17 protein-coding genes are annotated in these 19756 nt (G+C 43.0%); 3 read left to right on the top strand and 14 right to left on the bottom strand.

What is annotated here, in order from left to right; all coding sequences use genetic code 11:
* Positions 1–277: 277 nt before the first annotated feature.
* Both EV212_RS04415 and EV212_RS04410 read left to right on the top strand, forming a co-directional pair.
* Positions 278–1687: a Y-family DNA polymerase gene (locus EV212_RS04415; RefSeq protein WP_132089489.1), complete on the top strand. Its 1410-nt coding sequence runs from the start codon at positions 278–280 to the stop codon at positions 1685–1687.
* 53 nt (positions 1688–1740) lie between these two features.
* On the top strand, positions 1741–2169 hold the full coding sequence (locus EV212_RS04410; RefSeq protein WP_132089486.1) for a hypothetical protein: 429 nt from the start codon (positions 1741–1743) through the stop codon (positions 2167–2169).
* 66 nt (positions 2170–2235) lie between these two features.
* On the opposite strand, the gene EV212_RS04405 is transcribed toward EV212_RS04410, so the two are convergent.
* The 12 genes from EV212_RS04405 to EV212_RS04350 all read right to left on the bottom strand — a co-directional run bounded on the left by EV212_RS04405 (position 2236) and on the right by EV212_RS04350 (position 12837).
* Positions 2236–2409 (bottom strand): hypothetical protein, encoded by a 174-nt coding sequence (locus EV212_RS04405; RefSeq protein WP_165873297.1) that lies wholly within the window; start codon positions 2407–2409, stop codon positions 2236–2238.
* 45 nt (positions 2410–2454) lie between these two features.
* Positions 2455–2667 carry a hypothetical protein gene (locus EV212_RS04400; protein WP_132089480.1) on the bottom strand — a complete coding sequence of 71 codons (213 nt, stop codon included), beginning with the start codon at positions 2665–2667 and terminating at the stop codon, positions 2455–2457.
* Positions 2648–3979: a hypothetical protein gene (locus tag EV212_RS04395; RefSeq protein ID WP_132089477.1), complete on the bottom strand. Its 1332-nt coding sequence runs from the start codon at positions 3977–3979 to the stop codon at positions 2648–2650. The genes EV212_RS04400 and EV212_RS04395 overlap by 20 nt, the downstream gene beginning before the upstream one ends.
* A 4-nt stretch (positions 3980–3983) precedes the next feature.
* Positions 3984–5276 carry a type IV secretory system conjugative DNA transfer family protein gene (locus EV212_RS04390; protein ID WP_243115454.1) on the bottom strand — a complete coding sequence of 431 codons (1293 nt, stop codon included), beginning with the start codon at positions 5274–5276 and terminating at the stop codon, positions 3984–3986.
* Complete coding sequence (locus tag EV212_RS04385) at positions 5273–5869, bottom strand: ClpP family protease (RefSeq protein ID WP_132089475.1); 597 nt, start codon at positions 5867–5869, stop codon at positions 5273–5275. Before EV212_RS04385 ends, EV212_RS04390 begins: the two co-directional genes overlap by 4 nt.
* Before the next feature lie 14 nt (positions 5870–5883).
* On the bottom strand, positions 5884–6915 hold the full coding sequence (locus EV212_RS04380; protein WP_132089472.1) for a hypothetical protein: 1032 nt from the start codon (positions 6913–6915) through the stop codon (positions 5884–5886).
* 16 nt (positions 6916–6931) lie between these two features.
* Positions 6932–7777, bottom strand: a complete 846-nt coding sequence (locus EV212_RS04375) for a Card1-like endonuclease domain-containing protein (RefSeq protein WP_132089469.1) — start codon at positions 7775–7777, stop codon at positions 6932–6934.
* A 65-nt stretch (positions 7778–7842) separates the two neighbouring features.
* Positions 7843–9189: a leucine-rich repeat domain-containing protein gene (locus EV212_RS04370; protein WP_165873296.1), complete on the bottom strand. Its 1347-nt coding sequence runs from the start codon at positions 9187–9189 to the stop codon at positions 7843–7845.
* 237 nt (positions 9190–9426) lie between these two features.
* The gene (locus tag EV212_RS04365) at positions 9427–10659 is read right to left on the bottom strand and encodes an OmpA family protein (RefSeq protein ID WP_132089463.1); all 1233 of its coding nucleotides are present in this window, start codon (positions 10657–10659) and stop codon (positions 9427–9429) included.
* A gap of 13 nt (positions 10660–10672) precedes the next feature.
* The gene (locus tag EV212_RS04360) at positions 10673–11629 is read right to left on the bottom strand and encodes a hypothetical protein (protein ID WP_132089460.1); all 957 of its coding nucleotides are present in this window, start codon (positions 11627–11629) and stop codon (positions 10673–10675) included.
* Between the two features lie 2 nt (positions 11630–11631).
* Complete coding sequence (locus EV212_RS04355; RefSeq protein WP_132089457.1) at positions 11632–12069, bottom strand: hypothetical protein; 438 nt, start codon at positions 12067–12069, stop codon at positions 11632–11634.
* Positions 12070–12837 (bottom strand): hypothetical protein, encoded by a 768-nt coding sequence (locus EV212_RS04350; RefSeq protein ID WP_132089454.1) that lies wholly within the window; start codon positions 12835–12837, stop codon positions 12070–12072.
* 178 nt (positions 12838–13015) lie between these two features.
* Between EV212_RS04350 and EV212_RS04345 the strand changes: the two genes are divergently transcribed.
* Positions 13016–15871 carry a hypothetical protein gene (locus EV212_RS04345; RefSeq protein WP_132089450.1) on the top strand — a complete coding sequence of 952 codons (2856 nt, stop codon included), beginning with the start codon at positions 13016–13018 and terminating at the stop codon, positions 15869–15871.
* A gap of 98 nt (positions 15872–15969) precedes the next feature.
* Here EV212_RS04345 and EV212_RS04340 read toward each other — a convergent pair whose 3' ends face one another.
* Positions 15970–19125, bottom strand: coding sequence for a hypothetical protein (locus EV212_RS04340; RefSeq protein WP_132089447.1), 3156 nt, complete (start codon positions 19123–19125; stop codon positions 15970–15972).
* 53 nt (positions 19126–19178) lie between these two features.
* A complete protein-coding gene (locus EV212_RS04335; RefSeq protein WP_132089444.1) occupies positions 19179–19736 on the bottom strand; it encodes a hypothetical protein in 558 nt (185 codons plus the stop codon).
* Positions 19737–19756 lie beyond the last annotated feature (20 nt).

The following is a 19756-nucleotide window of genomic DNA, read 5'->3' as shown; positions in this document are numbered from 1 at the left end:
TGTCATATTCCTTTTATTCCATTTTCGTACTATTATACATCCCTATTGCAGAAAATACAATTATGTTATATTCTAGAGTTTCCGCAAACTGTAACTAAAAAGTGAATATGTCTGCCCAAAGCACCAGTCTGCCACTTTTTTGAGAAATACAGAATGGCAGCCCTGTAAATAGAGGCACCTTATCATCATCCTCTTGACATATTCGAACTTTCGTTCTAAACTTATTCTATTAAAAGAACGTATGTTTGCTATCTTCTGGCAAAGAAAGGGGAGTCTCATGTCCAACATTTATATCGCTATTGATTTAAAAAGTTTCTACGCTTCCGTCGAGTGTGTTGAACGGGGGCTCGATCCACTGACGGCCAATCTGGTAGTGGCCGACGAGAGCCGCACTGATAAAACCATCTGTCTGGCTGTATCTCCCTCCCTGAAAGCCTATGGCATCCCCGGCAGGCCCAGATTATTCGAAGTGAAACAGAAATTGGAGCAGATTAAGGCATCCACCGGAAAAACGATTGATTTCATTATCGCCACACCCCAGATGCAGCGATATATCGATGTATCCGCCGACATTTACAATATCTATCTGAAATATATAAGCCCTTCGGATATTCATGTCTACTCCATTGACGAAGTTTTCATGGATGTGACATCTTATCAGTCTGTCTATCAGAACTCGGACGGAACATCCATGTCGCCCCATGATCTGGCAAAAGCCATTATTCTGGATGTGCTTAAACAAACAGGGATTACCGCCACAGCCGGAATCGGAACCAATCTTTATCTTGCAAAGATTGCCATGGATATCGTGGCAAAACATGTGGACGCCGATCGAGATGGGGTTCGAATCGCCGAATTGAATGAGATGGATTATCGAAAACTGCTTTGGGATCACCGCCCCCTTACTGCCTTTTGGCGCATTGGGAATGGTATTGCCAAACGACTGTCAGCAAATGCCATGTATACGATGGGAGATGTGGCAATGATGTCTCTCCATAATGAGGATTTATTATTCCGCCTTTTCGGCATTGATGCGGAACTGCTGATCGATCACGCCTGGGGTGTGGAACCGGTCACTATGGAAGATATCAAAAATTATAAACCAGACAGTAATTCCATTGGTTCCGGTCAGGTGCTTTCATGTGCCTACTCTAAGGATAAAGGGCGTCTGGTCGTCCATGAAATGACAGACAGTCTGGCACTGGACCTGGTTGACAAGGGGCTTGTCACCAATCAGATCGTACTCCATATCGGATATGACAGAAACTCAGAAAATTATTCCGGCCCAACGCATATCGATCATTTTGGCCAGTCTGTACCCAAACCGGCCCATGGAAGCGTGAATTTAAATTCTTATACTTCCTCTGCCATGGAACTCGGAACAACTGCGCTGTCACTCTATGACCGTATCGTAGACCCAAATCTGTCAATCCACAGACTGAGCGTCACTTTTAATAATGTTATTGATGAGTCCAGGGCAGTGACCTATGTTCAATACGACCTGTTTACCACGCCGGAAGAAATTGATGAAAAAGAACGGATTTTAAAACGAGACAGAAAACTCCAGCAAGCCATACTGGATATTCAAAAGAAATATGGGAAGAATGCTATATTAAAAGGCATGAGTCTGGAAGAGGGCGCAACGGCCATTGAACGTAACAACCAGATTGGCGGACACCGGGCTTAATAGCCGCCGAATCTGCTTCCAAAACTCATCAAAAATCCAAGGGAGGCATCTGTATGTCTTTAAATATCTCCAATCGATACGACGATATCATAAATCTGCCAAGGCCGGAATCCAAACATCCCCATATGTCCAACGCCGACCGGGCAAAGATATTTTCCCCTTTCGCTGCTCTGAAAGGTCATACTGAAACGATACGTAAAAAAGAAATCCTCCGTGTAAACAAAATTGACTTATCCGATGAAGCGGCTGCCACTCTCAACGAAAAACTTACCCTTTTAGAAAAAGGTCAGATGGTCACGATTACTTATTTCTTTTCTGACCCCGGACCTGACGGCGCCGGGGGAACCGCTGAAGGCATATATATAACCCTCTCCGGAATCATAAAACGTCTGGATTCCATTTCCAGAATTCTGGAAATCGACAATCATAAGATAAACTTTGATGATATCGCAGATATAAGGTCTGACAAATTTCCAACCTGATTGCATCACAAGTGCGCTCTTGCCCGAACCTGATGAACCGCTGACCATCACTATCCGGTCCATATATTAATCCTCTTCTGCTGTCCCGAACAGTTCTTCAATTCTTCGTTCCAGTTCTTTCTGAATATTCAGTTCCTCCTGTTCTGTTTTTCTGTGTGTGGCATTGTCATACACTTCTCTGTTACTGCCCTTTTTCTTTGCCTGGGATTCGGATATTCTAATGTTTTTCAGAAAATTCATGTGCTTATTATTCTTCACTGCTGCCTCCGTTTTCTTCTTACGGAATTATCTGAGCGTATGCCCGGATGGGCCTAAATTCTCCGTATCCTTCCAGAATTCCTCGTATGCGGCATCAACAGTCTGTACAGAAGTCGTACACCATCTTATTGAAGAGTTCCAGGCCAGCAGAAACACACCCCCACACACACCAATCACCAGAAGTAAAAGCAATATGTTTTCCTCCAGGATAGCTTTAAATCTATTCATCATCTTCTTCATATTCATCCTCCTCATCAAGGGCGAACCACGCATTGGATTTATTAACCATGCAGCTTACGATTAACAGCCCCATACTCATAGTATCCGCAATAATTCCAACCTTACCGGTAAATGGGAGTAAAATGGGAATCGGCACTCCAAAGGAATACAGAGTACCTGCCACAACACGGATTGCCAGGGAGACCCATGCCATGCAAAGCATTATGTCCCTTCCATCTTTACGTTTACTGCGAGTAAGCAACGCTGCTGCCGCCATCACAAATATGATTTCAACAATGATCAAGGCAATCGCCGAACACCAGCCACCATAAAACAAAGCGGCAAGCAACGGATTGTTCCTACATCTCATGAAATCCAGGATATACGGGTCCTTGAGAAGGACCAGGCTCTGACCAACAAAGGACGCATTTTCCAGAATTTTGTTTACATTGGAGATATAACTGCCGGGAATCGATGGAGCAAAAATATTCTGAACACCCATAAATCCGGCAAATGTCTGACCATTATAGGGGAGCATTGAAAGTAACATGATCCAGAACAATGCATATCCTATGAGCAAGGCTATGGTATTTCCCTTTTTATGAATATTCTTCCAAAGATAACCCCTAACAGCTAATATCAGAGTAAGTGTATTCATAAAGGCCATCTCTATCAGCCAGATATTCGAAAGTCTCATGTATAAAAGAAATCCCATCATCGTCAGGGCAAGTATCTGTATCAAACCGGAAGCTACAGCACCAGCTGAACACCGGCTTTCAGAAATTTTACGAATTATAAAAGTACTCCATACCGGAAACACCACCAGGATCAACATATCATAAATATATCTCTTATTAATCGTCCACCAACCAAGTGCCATATCATTGCTGTCACTGAATAAGTCAATACAACCGCCCCAATCCGCTGAAGCGAAAGAGAACAAACAAAAGACAGCCAGCACCAGAACAACAAGCAGAGATTTTCTCAATCCCGGACTCTGAATAACCATTTTTTCCCGGGTTTTTCGTGCAAATCCTCTCAGAAGGAATTCTTCCTCTTCCTCGTCATCCTCCCGCTCAGATACTTCTACTTCTTCATTTGAACCGTTCTGTTCTTTGTAAAAAAATTCAATTTCGTCATCCCAGACATACAGATTCCAGCCACAGATCAATGTTGCAGATAATGCCAATGCTGAAGTTGTAAGAACGCTGAATACCGATATCTCGCTATCACCGTTCGCTATGCCTGTAAATGTCCGAACCCAGATTAGAAGCAACCATGCCACAAGCATAATCACAGGACTCCATTTGCTTTTCAATAATTTCTCTATCATGAATTTAATCACCTCGCTGTCTGTTCATTTCTTTTGCAGCCTGCCGCTCATAGGCAGCTGTCACCTTCTTATACCTCACATCCTCGAAAATATTATAACGCTGTGTAAAAACAGGCTTCTGTCCTCGACGAAAAAGAATCTCAGCACCAATCGGCATGTACAAGATTTCGTCTAAAGGGCGATTTGCTCTCAGCGAGATATTTCTTCCTGTGTCAAGATCCATCGATCCCATATACACGATGGTATCGCAATTGTTAATGATAGTGGTCGACCTATCTTGTCCGTATAATGAAGAAAGCTGTGATTCTGACTGAATCAAAAGCGTACATGACAAGCCCTTCTCACGGAAAATCGAAATATACTGGTCGAACATATTCACGGGACATCCTGTTGCAAAGTCATCCGCTAAAATATCTACATAAACCGGGAGTTCTCCGCCCGGCTGTTCCTCGGCAAATTCGAACAATTCCTTAAAGGCAGTCCCATAAAACATACTGATAAAGCAGTTCAGAGATGGATTAACCGGGCTGGATGTCACGAACAGGACTGTCTTCTGAGAGGCAAGCTGTTCGAAATCCACCATCTTTTTCATATCAAACATTTTTCTGATTTCCGGAGTAAAAATAGAATCCATCGTGGTATTAAGACTTGAAAACACACAACTGCTGGTCCTGATCGGAAGCTGCTTAAAACTCTTCCAACAGTTCACTGCAAAACATGATGCATCTTTCTCCTCGAGATACTCAAATTTGTAATCGTAATTTGTCACAATGACACCGCTTCTCTCTTCAAAGGTTAACTTGTTATGGAAATCAAGAACATCTCCAAAGGTGGGATTGTCCACTGTCATGAGTATGTATGCGATTTCAGCGCTTAATAATGAAATAGCTGCATCATCCCAATATGGATCTGCTGTGGATTTCGCTTTCTGTGGATTCGCGAGCACGATACTTCTTGCCAGGAAAGTAATATCTGCGAACGAAGCTACATTTTTCAGTGGGTCAAATCCCACATTACCGCTGCCGGGATGAACAAAGTTCAGATCCCAAATCTGATACCCGCGTTTTTTCATTACAGGGGTATATTTTTTTACGATTCTGCGCTTTGTCACTGTAACAATCAGGCTCCGGCAGAATGTTTCCAACAGCCGGGGTTCAATCAGACTGACCGTTTTTCCACACCCAGAGGTTCCCACCGCTATAACGTTATTATTCAGCCCGGTGACATTGGAATCAGAGCTATATACACAATTTTCACCATCTCCCAGAATCATTCTGTCCATGCACGCATTAATCATAAACACACCTCCATCATTTCTTTAAAACTCTTGATACCGTCAGATAACCCCATATCCATTGCCTCCTGTGCTGTAAAGTAATGGTCATAAGACGTCAGCATATCAATTTCCTCCTCTGACTTTCCACTATGCTGAGCCAGGAGTTTATTCATCATGATCTTCGTCTCCAACAGGCTGTCAGAAATCGATTTGATCGAAGATGCATTTCCTCCGATTTTCCCTCCCAGGAGCGGCTCATGAAGCATCAACTTACTATGAGGAAGCATATATCTTTCCTTACCGCAAACAAATAATACCGCACCCATGCTATATGCACATCCCGCACAGAACATATGAATAGGCGCTTTAGAACCAACAATCACATCGTAGATCAGGAGACCATTATCGATTTCACCTCCCTGAGAGTTTATAAATACAGAAATCGGAGCCTTCTCATCCTCTGCATTCAGATACATCACCTGCTTCATAAAATCCAAGGCACTGTCTGCATTGATCTCTCCTGTGAGAAACAATCTGCGATCACTCATATGCTTTGACTCAATAGATACCGGTGTAATACCATTGCTGCCTTTAATCAGTACTGGTGCACTCATTATGCTTCACCTCCCTAAGCACTCCTTTCCATTTCTGCTACGCTCTGTCTTGCCGGAAGCCTGTACCAGGTACGATGACCATCCTTATCCAGTTCATAAAGATTCTGTAACGTCCTCTGGACGTATAACAAATCATCTGTATATAACAGACTGTCCTTCTCATTGATCAGGTCCCTGCTGCGAAGGTATTGATCAATCTTTACACAATGTTCATAAGACTCACCACAGATTACCAGCTGAGGCACCGAAGCATGTCCGTAATAGTTGTTCTCCCGGTAACGGGGATGATTCGCAAGGGTGTAATAACGAGTGACTTTATCCGCCAGCTTCCGCATGGAATGAGGCGTAGATCTGACCACCTCATACAGAAGAATAGACTCCTCATCGAGCTGAATATTCGCTGCTGTACGGAGAATGCAGCCATCCATAACAGGAAGTTTCTGCGCAAGGCGCATGGTTTCCATGATTCCAAAACGGTCGAGCGCAACACCGTTCATCAGATCGGCGAGAATAATCATATTGCCGACAAGGATTCTCTTCATATCCTCTGCTGTATCAAACAGTGCCAGTTCCTGTTTTTTCCTGGTGCTGATATATTGATTTCCCTTATTGAAAGTAACGCCTCTTTGGCGGGCTATCTGAAACCCTTTAAAGTCCAGATCATATACCTTTAATCCCCTAAGGGTATCTGATGCTTTGATCTCATACTCACGAATCACACGCAGTTTCAGCATCTTTTTCAAACGCCGGTCACTTCCAGCACGCTGAACATGAAGGCCACGAAGTCTGACAAACTGATAAACCTGAAGAGAACTTAAATACTTACTACGTGCAATCTCTTCAATCATGGCAAAATCTACATCATCAAATTTCTGTTCTATTTCTTCAATCGGTGTCGCATTGAAGGGCAGTACGGTCAAGAAGACCTCTTCGTCTTCGCGTGCGGAATATACGGGCTTATCCGGAATCTTATCCGTTCTAAAGCCAAAATCAAATGCTGTGTTGCAGTAATTTGCAGAATTGTTAAATCTTTCAATCTTCTTCATATATGCCACGCTCCTTTCACGCTGCAAAGTCATTACTGATCATTTTGGTAACTTTCTCACGAAGGCTGTTGTTGTTCAGGTTGCATACATAGTAATCACAAAAATACTCGATACATTCTGCCTTACTGTCAGAGATAAAGGAATCCACCAGCAGCAGTCTGTCCGGTACGATTCCATAAGTTGCTCCCACCTCGGCAAAGCTTCCCCAGTCAGAAAAGCACTTTCCGCTTTTGCATTCGATAACGTAGAAGATATTGCCCACATGGACCACAATATCAAATTCGTTCTTCAGTTTTCCCTCACGGGTTGCCACTCGGACGTTACGATATATCTCGTATTCAGTTTTATACTTCACTGCCAGTTCCTGAAGCACGTCCCTGACGGTCTCATACACTGCAAGCTCCAGATACCTTCCGGTCAGGAACATTTGAGCTTTAGGTGTTGCTGTCAGAAAACCATTCAGAGACTGAAACTCCGAACAGTAACGGACGGAGCTGACCAGGCCTGCCATATCCTGAAACAAAGAAATAATCTGTTTCTTCTCTCCATCACTCCTACCAGCCAATGACAGACGAAATTCTTTCTGTCCCCGAATATAAAGCTGTCGAAGCTCCCGCAACAAATCTTTGATCAATTCATTACTGTTCATCATTCTCACTGCAAGGTGACTGACTGCTTCCGGGATTTCTTCATCGTCTCCGACCGACTCAATTACGATATTCTGCATATTGCCGATGAAAGCTTTCAGACCTGAACCATTTTCTCTCTCAACAGCTTCAGACTTCTCCGCCACCGATATGAGCGGCCTGATTTCCGGAGCTGTATTACCATCTACTGCACAAAGTGCTTTTGCTTTCAGCATTAAGCATCCCTCCCTTCTGATGAGATAGCTGAAATACGCCTAATCCACAATCTCTGATTTTTTCCTTAAATACCCACAAACCATCTATATTTGCTTTTCTCCATATTTTCCTCAGCAGAGTCAATAACAATTTCCGGATGGGTCTTCATCCAGGATTTCAAAAAGTTCAGTTCCAACGGACCTCCAAAATTTCCATCATTTTCTGTCCAGAACCATTCTTCGTGCATATCCGGATGCAGAAACCGTAAAACCCCTGCGTCCCTCAATGCGGCTCCATCCTGACTTGAAAAAGCGCAACGTATATCGACTGGTTCCTGCCAGGTGAAAGAATCTGACCAGATACCCACCTCCGTATCCTTTGTCTGAACCGGGTACATCAGATATTCATTCGCCAGCTTATAATCATCTCTCCAGGAAAATGACTTCACAGAGGTCACCCTGTTATCTTCATACCTGATACAGATCAAGATTTGACCCGTACGAATTCTTCGCAGCATACTATCGCCGACAGCAATGGGCTTGTTATCAAGGATAGCTGTAATCTGCCCGTTTTTATGCTGGATAGGTTTGTTTTCAATAATCTTCAGTCTGCGGAACTTTCCCAGATTTTCGCCCTTAACCTGTCCAACTGAATATCTCCCGATCAATTCAGGAAATCTCTGTCTGTGAGTCATTTTCATCCTTCCCCGCCCCCACGGTATCTTCTTCGGCCGCCAATCCACTGGGAAACTGATTGAACGAAATCCGCTGTCCGCAAAAGAAAATCTGTCAATCGTATGAATCCTATCAGGAATACGGAGCCTGTCTAAAATAGATGCCTGTGAAAACGCAAAGGCCTCAATTTCTTCCAATGTTTCCGGTAAAATGATTTTATTTGCCCTAATATTTGAGAAGCAGAAGCTCTTCAAAATACGTATGCCTTCCGGAACTGCTATCCTGTCACCGGATGAGAAACAGACATACAAGGCATCCTGATCACAATAGAAATTTCTCCAGTGTCTCTCTGCCCATGGCACGTTCAAGAATGTTTCAACTCCGAAAATAATGACATCGTCATCATTTTTCTGTTGTTTGTCATATACATATCTCCATTCGCGCTTTCCCGATTCAATGTCATTCAGGCTCGTACAATTACGGAACGCATACGCATGAATACGATGGATTGTTTCCGGCAAGACTACCTTTTTCAGATTCGTACAATCTCTGAAAGCATTGATCCCGATTTCCGTAATTCCCTCTCCGACAGACACGCTTGTTATGCTCTCCTTCTTATCCTCCCACGGAGCTGCAGGATGCTTTCCGCAGGAGTAGTCGGAAATCTTGCCGCTTCCTTCAATACTCAGCAATCCAGATTCATCCAGTTTCCAGCGGATCACCGCCTCCACATTTGGCTTACGTCCTGTATTTCTCATATGCCGTCCCTCCATTTCCTAAAAACAATAGTGGCATGGTTTTGCGTTCAGTCTTATGAAATTTTCAAGGTTCGCTATGTCTTTCGACATAATCATCATAAGCCCTCTATTGAATTTCAAAAACGGACGCCTGGCGGGCTGTCTGAAACAACAGAACAAAATTTTTGAAACTTTCCTATAATGGATTTCAGCCCACTGCGGTACGGAAAATACATACCTGCCAGAGGGCCTCCATCACTACTCATTCATAATATCTTTTGCCTGTTCACTCGATGCATCCAGTAAAACAACCTTTCTGTTGCTGGACGCGATACTGCCTTCATATCCAGCTCCGGATACATGCCAGGGATCACTGGAGCCAAGACCTACTGCAATAATCCGGGATTCATCCACTCCCAATGCCACCAGAGATGCCTTAACTGCATCTGCACGCTCATGTGAAAGTGCCATGGTGTAGGCACTGTCCTCGTCTCCAGCAGTCGTACCTGCAAGAAGGATCGTGATTTGATTGTTCTGTGCCAGATAATCTGCAATGGGCTTAATTGTTTCGAGCGCCACATCCTCATCAAGATATTCTGACTTATCCGGTACAAAGCACACCTGCTCTTCTGTGAGCATAACCGGTTCTTCCAACAGGCTCTCGTTTTCTTCGTCCAGCATCGCCTCATCAAACTTTACCGGTGTTTCTTCCGGAAGATCCACCGTATCCACTTCCGGGAAAGAAACCTCAGTATCAACCGGATTCGCCATAATATCGTTATATACAAAGATACCGCCGCCACGCTCTACAATACCTCCCCAGATTTCCTGAAGGCGTGCCTTCTGCGACTGGGTAAGTGACTGCTGCGGCGCCGCAACATCACCAAGCTGCTGCCATACAACAGTCATACCCGTAAAATCCGGAATCTCATTCTTCTCCTCCAGCAAATCAAGAACTGCTTCTGGTTCTGCTGACAGAAGATTATTCTGGAAATTCAAGGTGCCCTGCGTAGAAAGTCCGGTTCCGATCACTACAATTGTTTTGGAATTGTATCCCTCTAAAGAATTTAACGACCTTACCGCAATCCTTAATCCTTCCAGATAGTCCACCTGCGCATCATTGGCAACTTCATTCTCCATGAACGTAATCAAATTTGTTGCATTCGAACGCGCATCCGTCTTAAGCTTCTCCTTCGGAGCGCTCTTATACTGCTCCGGGATATCATAGCTATCCGCTGCAACAAGTTCCGGATTACCGTCAATGGTTACAACACTGATATAGCCATATCCGAGAATTGTATCATATGCCATATCCTGCACCAACGGGCTGTTCATATTCAGTCCCTGAGAATTTGCGGTAGGAGCTATGGCATAACACACAGCTGCAGGACCAGCGGTCTCATCCGCAGATGTCTGACTGCCACAGCCTACAAGCCCGGCCATGGCTGTAACTAAGCAAGTCATCATTGCAAAAATCTTAATCTTCTTCATTGTTCATCTCTCCTTAAGCTGTTGCTCTGTTGCCACGGAGCATCATAGTGTATTTTGTGTCTCTGCCTGACATATCAACGGTATGCGATGTCTGACCATCCAGACATGCCAGTTCTTTATCCAGTCTGGCAAGAATGTTTTCACAGATTTCTTCAGAAAGAACATTGTTGGAGGTCGGATTTCCCAGATGTTCCTTCAGGCGCTCTCTCACATAATCGCAATAACCGACCACCATAGCTCTATGCATCTTCTTCATTTCTTCGTACTTAGCTTCATCTTCTGCTTCGAGCTGCTCAGCGAAATCAGGCTCGGCATCATAATCGTCGATGATGGCATCGAAACGTCTGACCTCATCTCTGGTATCTTCAATCATTTCAGCCAGTCGCTGCTTTTTGATGCCAAGCGGGTTATATGTGATAAAGCTGATCAGGCAGCTTCCCAGGGATGTCACAACCGGAATGCCCATACCGAAAATAGTAAGCGCAATGGCCGTCGGATCAATGCCTGATTCTGTAGTCTCCTGAGTTGCTGTGCCGATATAGCTGGTTACCGTACGGACTGCTGACGGTGAAATCAGGTCAATGGTCGTTACACGGAGCGCAATGTTCATCGAAAATGCCAGTCCACATACAATCAGCGCCATAACCAAAATAAACTTATCTTTCGTCAGGCCCTGACGCAGCCGCTTGTATTGGATGCCGATAAAGATAGGCACAACATCAAATCCAAACAGAAAACCTGCAATCTGCACGCCGAGCATCATTGGACTGTCATAAGAAATCTTACTGAACAGAGAGTAGAATACAAATCCATCGACTGTTGCACAGAAGATCATGATCAGATACGGGACGATGCTGTTATCAAACGGTGTATCCGCCTTAAAGCGCTTTCTGTTGTTACGATACATGCACTCATTCATAATTTCACCTTTACTATTAAGCGACCAGATATTATTACTTTTCTTGCTCATGCTTAACCCTCCTCTGCAGCCATAATCTTGTTACAGGTTTCTTTATACTCTTCTTCCAATCGCGCCAGTTCTTCCTGGCGTTCGAATCCCAGCCTTACGAAATCCTCACGGTCGGCTGTTCTGCGGGCTGCCAGACGTCGATTCATATCCTTATGATTCAGTCTCTGAACACCAAGCTCCGGCACAGATTCACGATATGGGCCAAAAATAATATTATCGAGCATATCACCATTTGCATCATCCACCTCTCCGGCAATCAATGCTTCCAGATGCTGATCCAACTTCGGCTTCATCTCTTCCTCACAAAGCTTATGGAATACTCTGTAATCTACAGAGCGATAGGATTCGTACAGATAGCGACGGGTAAAGTCATGTACCATAACCCTGGAATCATCCATCGTGTTAAACAGACCCTGTTCCTGTTTCTTTCTTCCAAACATTTAAGCCACCTCTCTTTTATGAGCCTCATCCTGAATCGCCTCATGAATTGTAGCTGCGCGTTTCATCAGTTCCTTATGAGGCTGTAAATAAGCTTCCTCAGCATCATTTCTCAGTTCCAATGTCGGGATTACTGGCATGTCCGCTCCCTCCGGATGACGCATCAACGCCGAATTCCAATACACATCAATGCGCATAAGTATGTGATCCTTCACACGATGACAGATCAGTCTGGTCGTATTATCATCTTCTATCAACTTGCTATGTAGACCAGAGAACGCTTCTTCTGCCTCCTTAAGCTCCTGTTCCAGACCTGCGACCTTGCTCTTTAACGGAGCCAGATTTTTCTCTTTCTCCGCCTTACGTCTTGTCTTAACCTGCGCATCTGTGAGCTTATCTTCGCCTTTTTTTCTGAAAGTCTCCCCTTCTTTCTCTCTCTGACTGGCAACCTGAAAATCGTATCTGGCAGCTTCCAGATGTTCTTTCTTCTGGCGGATTCCGTCCATTAGTTGTTCCAGTCTTGTGAATTCATCTTCATTTTCAATCTGAAGACTGCCCCAGATGTGGCTGCAAAATTCTTCATAGCTGTTCACTTCACGGTTCATAAAGGTGGAATACCATGCATTATCACCTGTCAGACGAGGAAAACCTTTTCGTCCGTCTCTACAGCCGATAATCTTCAAACCAATCGACTCGGAAAATCCCACCTTCTTTCCTTTTCCATTGCCTAACTTCTTATGACGCTGCTTACGCAATTTCCTTCTATCCATAGATGCATCCTCCTTCTTTTTTTTAATACAAATCAGGAATATTATGTTACACTTATGATGAGCGTTTTAATGTCTCACTTGATACAAGAAAAATTTACTGTTTCTTTGGAAAACATCGCAATCCCACCATAGAAACAGAAATTTGAAACTGAGAAACTGTAAGAGAGGAGTACGATATATGGCACAATATGCTTTTTCCATGCGAGACCAAAGCCTCGGCATCACCTGGGCTAAATTGCATCAAGAAATATGCTGCAATCCTGATTTGTGTAAGAAGACCATGAAACAAAAAGAATTTATGGATAAAATGTTCATGCGAGTTTCTGATACAAAATCTGATACTCATATTAAGGGAGAACTATATATTACAGCATTTGCCCCCGAAAGAGACACAGAGTCCAGCAGTGTCAAAAAATACATCGGATATATGTATTATGCTAAGGATGGCATACATTCCCGCTTTAAAAATGTAAGGGATTATTTCATTACACAGAAAAACAAATCTGGAGAAGACTGGGATTATAAGACCCATCCGGATATAGTAGCTTTCAAATCCATTTGGGAAGAACTCATTCCTGTATCAGGGCCGGATACTGATTACAACGAACCTTTAGAGCTTGCAATCGATGAGGTTTTACGCAATATTCCTGATACCCCATTGCAACTCATGGAGAGGTTGTCTGCATTAAATGATGCCCATGAATATTCGCTCACATTAGCCATACTATCTGCGATCGCTTCTACTTTATTCTGCTTCGGTTGTGGTAAGCCTTTCGAGGAAAACGATTTTGCATTACAAGATTTAATACTCCCACCTTTACCCAAACATGAGGAATCCTTAGCTTTGGAGAAAGCACGTGAGTTGGTAGAAGAAAAAAAGGGAACTTTAAAAGAGTTGGAGGATAAATTGGTGTTTCCTTTGAAAACACCTTTTGAAAAAGGAGAAGCAAATTATCTTCTGGCTAAACGCGCCTACCAGTTGGATAACAAGAAACTTTTCGAAGCCTATTTAAATAAAGCTGTAGAATGTGGCAATAAAAAAGCGATACGTTTGAAGAATGAAGAAAGGGCAATTAAATTGTTAGCGCGCTCCCGCTCCATTTTTTACGGTTCTGAGCAAACTGACCCCAGATTTGTAAAAGAATGCTGTGAGAATTGTCAGAAAATCCTTCATTTTTCTCCTTCGGTAGATGAGAACTACCGCGGGGAAGCAAGTTATATGCTTTATAAATACATCAAAATCGGACTTTATATTTCTCCATCAGGAGAAACTGCCCAGGATTACCTCAGCTTAAGCCATCGTCTTGGTTATCCTTTGGCTAAAGATGATTGGAATGCTTCCAACAATGTTTCGGTGGAACCTCAATATGAGCGGCCCGAAACAGCTAATGAAGGAACTTGCTTTGTAAATACACGAAATATTTATTCCGAAACTTTTGCTAAAACAATTCCTCATTCGTGGAATGATGATCTTACCGAGTTCAATCTCGAATCTATTGAAAAAATAATCTATGACAATTGCCATTGCAGATTCTTATTTATTGATGATCATCCACTGAAAAATATGCAGGATTTCTTCTCTCTTTTACAGTTAATCAAGGACTCGTCTCCTGAATCCGTAGAATATTATGAGGTATTTATACGACATGACTTTGAAAAGGCAAAACCTCTTGTCGATACCGCATTAAGTCATTTAGCAAATTATAAGATAGCCGTTTACATTTTAGATGACGATAAACAAGCGGCACAGCAATTACTATCTTTCCATCCGCTATTCTATCCGGTTAAATCAATTAATTTCAATTTACCGGCAATTCAAACAGGACAGGAGAGGCCAATCTTAAACTTTACCGTCTTGGGGGATACCCGCGTAGCAGAATGGCTTGTTCGGGAAGCGTTTTGGATGATGGGATTCAAAGATGATCTTATCGAAAATAGAATAACTGTCCTTGCCAATGCCGGGGAACAATTTGTAATGAATATCAAATCACAATACCCAGGTATGGCCAAAGGCAATTTGAATATTGATGGCATTGAATTTCCAGACATTAAAGGAATAGATATTGATTATTCATCGCCGACACTATACCGTCAAATTGCAGAATTGTTAAATGTCTCACGATATAATTATTTTGTTGTTGCAACAGACTCCGATGAAGAGAATCTATCTCTTGCAATGAAGATCAAAGAACTCCTGATCAGAAACAGTGTATTTGCAAACAAGAAACAGGAATTCATTGTGCCTTCACCTGTCGCTTTTCTATGCAAAGATGATAATTTATCCTGGCTCAGCAAAGAATTAGTCGTCGAACAGGAAGATGAGGGAGATCGCTGGTTTAATACATGGAATCTTATTCCATTTGGAGAAATATCTAAGCGTTATTCCTGGAATAATATTACCGGAGGAACCTTTGAAGAATTAGCTCGCTGCATTCATTATCAATACAATGGCGTCACTTTGGACGATGTCATCAATCAAACGGATCATTGGAAAAAAGCCACCCATGAATATTACTTAAGGCAATACAATCAGGATAGTTCCTATTCATCTGCATTAAGTATGCCTTATCGTATATTTCAATTTCAAGATGATGAGCATAATCAAATTATCCCTGCGGCATGGAGTATTTGCCAATCCACTGTTTTTTCTTCGGTGAATCAGTTAAAAGCACTTTCGAATCGTTTCAGCAGATTTCTATCGTCTAAAGAAAGAGCAAACGAAGAACAAAAAATAGCCGAGTGGGAGCATGCCCGTTGGGTAAAATGGATGATCTCGCGTGGTTGGATGCCTGCCTCTATCGATGATGTTGTATTTGCTTATGAGAATGGCAACCCTCGCCCACAACTGTTTGTGGCCAAACTGCATCCGTGCATATGCTCCTATTATGACCTGCAAATCCTTCAAGATGAATTATTAGCCAAATGTGGCATGAACAAAGATTTTTTCACCTATGATTTATTAAATATACGAGATACTCAAAAGTTATTAGCTTTGGAATGGCTTCATCCCACATCTAAAGAAAAGACCTTGTAACTGGATCAAAATCTAAACTAAAGGCGGCAGTCCCGTTGATAGATATCATGATAGGCAGATGCCGCCTTCTTTTAGGTTTACCCTATTATTCCAGTAATCTAAGTTCGTTGTGCCCTCATCTTTTTCGGGTTCCAAAGCGTCTCCGTCCCCCATAACGGTACATTCATCTGCTTTGCCCGTTCGACAAACGATGCTCTGTTCTTCTCGGTATAGTCCGAAGCCACTGCCATAACACCTGTGGACTGGAAGTGATCCGACACTGCTTTGATTTCATAAACCCATTGCATGTTGTCACTGTCGGATGTTTTACAAGATACCATTGTTGCATTCATTCCTCTTAATGCAATGATATCAACCTCATTTTTAACGGACTGCCCCTCCTGGATGATGGCGTGCCTGATCACTTCACCTCTCGCCCGCACGTAATTGCTATAACCCAAATCACCGAAGCTGCTCATGTTCAATTCTTCCAATAGTTGCTGTTTCTGAGGGACATCTTCTGCGTCCCAGGCAATTTTCACTCCGGTCTCTACATCATCGAACTGACCAGATTCACGCATCAAATAATACACAACCAATTCGAAAATCAGTCCCTGTGTCTTTATAAGGTGCATCGTTGAATCATCCCGAAATACAAAGGATACCGTATCTCCATTGTCATCTATAGCCAAATTGATAATATAACCTCGCCTGGAAAGATCCTGCAGAAAGGCTAATTTGACTTTTCTATGGGCGTCCGTTTCCCCTTCTGCCAGTATCGGTGCCTGCTGCACATAGCGATTCGAAATCTTCAAGCCTCCATTCATTGGAATGAATTTTAAGGACTTGTATGTATCTTCTTCTGTAATAGTGTCCTGTTCAAATTGGTGCATTAAAGCTGCGATTTCAGGATTCACATACTCAAAACGGACAGTCACTACTTTATCTGCAGTACAGTCACTGTACCCTTGAATAATGTGATATGCCTGCAACTGACTCAAGGTATTTCCAATCATAGAGTCACGGAAAACATTTTCAGAAAAAGTTCCTGTGTATTGTAGTACATCGCCTTCCAGATTCTTTTTTATTTTATCCTCATAGTGAGTGTCTTTCGCTGACTGGGCAAAAAATTTAGTCACAACCGCCCAGGTATTAAAACTTCCCTGTGTTTTTCCATCACCTTTTTTGTATCGAGTCGGTTCACAGTATTTCTTGAACAGCTCCATAAGTGACTCATATTCTCTGGTATCATAAAGCTTGTCATATTCATTTTCCACTCTTCCGCCCATAAGCTGTATGTATTCTGACAGCGAAAAATTCTTATTATCCAGACCCACGCCGATATTTTTATCCGCAGAAAAAGACAGGATTCCTTTCTCTGGAAGATACTGAACAGCATTAATGGCTCTCGGATACTTTTCAATCAACCTTCCGACCGCAAGCACAGCATCGTATCCTTTATTAGGTACACAATTGATAATCAGATCATGATGGCCGTATTTTTCAATCTGTTCCTCCAGACATTCATAAACTGTGTCCATATCCATAGAGGATAATGCTATAAATTGAGGCGTTATATTGCCTCCGCGGCTTTCAAAATACGTTGAAATTGCTTCCTGATATTTTCTGCTGCTAACGGCCTTGCCAATAAACACTGCATTCTGAGCACAGAACAAAGTCGGAATGATCACATCATGCATGGTCGTGGACATACCGTCACTGATCGTAATAACCGTTCCGTATTTGTTGCCGTACCATAGCACAAATGGCAGCATTTCCACAAGCTGCTCATCAAGACTGAAGAAATCCATTCTGGCATTTCTGATTTTGACAACTGAAAGCATTTCATCTGCCTCATCCAGCTGATGAACCTCCTCCCCGGAAATGTTCTCAGCATATTCTTTTGCTGCTTCAAATGATTTCTGATAGAGCACCAATGAATTGTCCTCATCATTGACAAGCTTCAAGATTGAACGTCTGAGATTCGAGTATTCAGTATTGTTTCCAACAATCCGTCTCAAGATTGCATCGGAATCAATCTTCTCTGACAATTTTTCTGTGAGCTGGTGTGCTCTCAGACTGGCCCTGTCAAGTTCGGAGGGATCATTTGCCGGACATTTCTTTTTCAGCCATAAAGCATACTGATAGTCAAATTCATTATCCAGGGACGCTTTCTCACCACAATCGCACAAACACATATGCAATAATCTCTGTTTATCCTGATGCGTATTGCCATCCCGATACAACAGCGTTTCTTCTTCCTGCAGTGTCGGTGCACGGAAACCGCGCGTCACGGTATATGCGTTCCAACGTCGATGTTCAAGCGCGACCAGTTTCCAATACAACTTGTTCTTCTTTCGAATGGCCTCCTTCAGGATATTAAGAGGATTCTTTTTCGGTTCGGAGTCCTTACACATGGCCAGTTTTACCGGGATATGAACTACGGATGCAAACGAAGAATCTGCCGCATATTTCGCCCCGATAAAGTTCGCCGCCACATTAACATCTCCGATCTCATAATCCATCGGCGATTCCACAAACTCCGCCATACGGCTCGCTTCAAACTGCTCATCGGATTTTTTCTTATTTATACGCTGATCATATTTCATTCCGTAACTAAAATTAATGTTGCGGGCAATGCGCTCCAATTCTGTACCGATGACAGATTCATTTCCAAAGAAATGGACCTCAATGCCGTTCTCTTCGCCATGTTCCTCCAGCATTGCCTGTTCGTCCGCCCCAATATTATCAGAGAATTCGTCAAAAACATTTACAACAACTCCGAACGGACTCGATTCCTTTTCGGATCGTGCTGCACCAATCTGTGTGATCAATTCTGATGCCGCCAGCCAGTTATGTTCTGCATCGCCAAGAGAGATGATGATATAATTATATCTGTTTGCGGCAAAATCAAGTGGTGCCAATCCTGCAGCATCTAACCCCTCTTCTACATCGATATCAATAAACTTCAGATTCGCATAATGCTTCTGTTCCGCATACTTTTTCAGTGCCGGCATATAAGCATCCGACTTTGTCGACAAAACTTGTTCCTTATAGGCTGTTGCATTCTGAGAAGCAACTGTAATATTCAGTTCTGTATCCAGTGCCTGTCCCGCCCAGAAGGCTGCCTTGAACGCCTCGTTACCGGTCCAACCGGTTCCGAGAATCAAGACATTGCTCTGTTTCTTTTTCCCGGTGCCTTCTGCATAATTGCAGATTGGTTTTTCATATAGCAGATCATAAATCCGCAATCGATATACTCCAATCTTCGCCATGTTTTCATCCCCCCTGTATTTACACCTATTGGTATCTTGTTAGCGGAAACTTTCTAATTGCTTTGGACTACACTGTATATTTTATTAAACTCGCCCCGTTCCACAAAATTAAAATCCGCGTCTATGATGCAACCGTTGTTATCGCGGGAAATGCTATAAAAAACAATGACCGCATCTGCTGCAGCTACCTCTTTTGTTCCCCAGAGTTCTGCCGAATAGCGCTGTGCTGTAGAGGTCTCATTGATAATCAACCCCTTCTTCTCAACCAGGAATGCCACTTCCGGACACATCGCACATTCTGCATCCCAGGCCTGAAGAGGTTTTGGAATCTGCTCATAGATATCACCTTCTATATGACAATGATTCGCCTCAAAATAGACCTGATCATTCGGGTAAGGACAGCCGCTGCTATCGATTTTGATCCAATCACCGGCTTTAGCCACTTCTCCGCCCACATTTCCATTGATTGCTTCCTGAGAATGGACTGCATAGTTTCCATCTCCCAGATTCTCAATTTTACCGCCTGCAATTAACTCATTTATTATTGCGCTATCCCTTCCCAGCTGATAAGCTCGAACCACATTTCCTTTATTTTTAATCACGTTAAACATGTCTTGCTCTCCTTAATGGA

It is taken from the genome of Frisingicoccus caecimuris (genome assembly GCF_004340975.1).
GTDB lineage: Bacteria > Bacillota > Clostridia > Lachnospirales > Lachnospiraceae > Frisingicoccus > Frisingicoccus caecimuris.
Note: the sequence above shows the minus strand (reverse complement) of the source record. Positions and strands in the feature narration are given on the sequence as shown.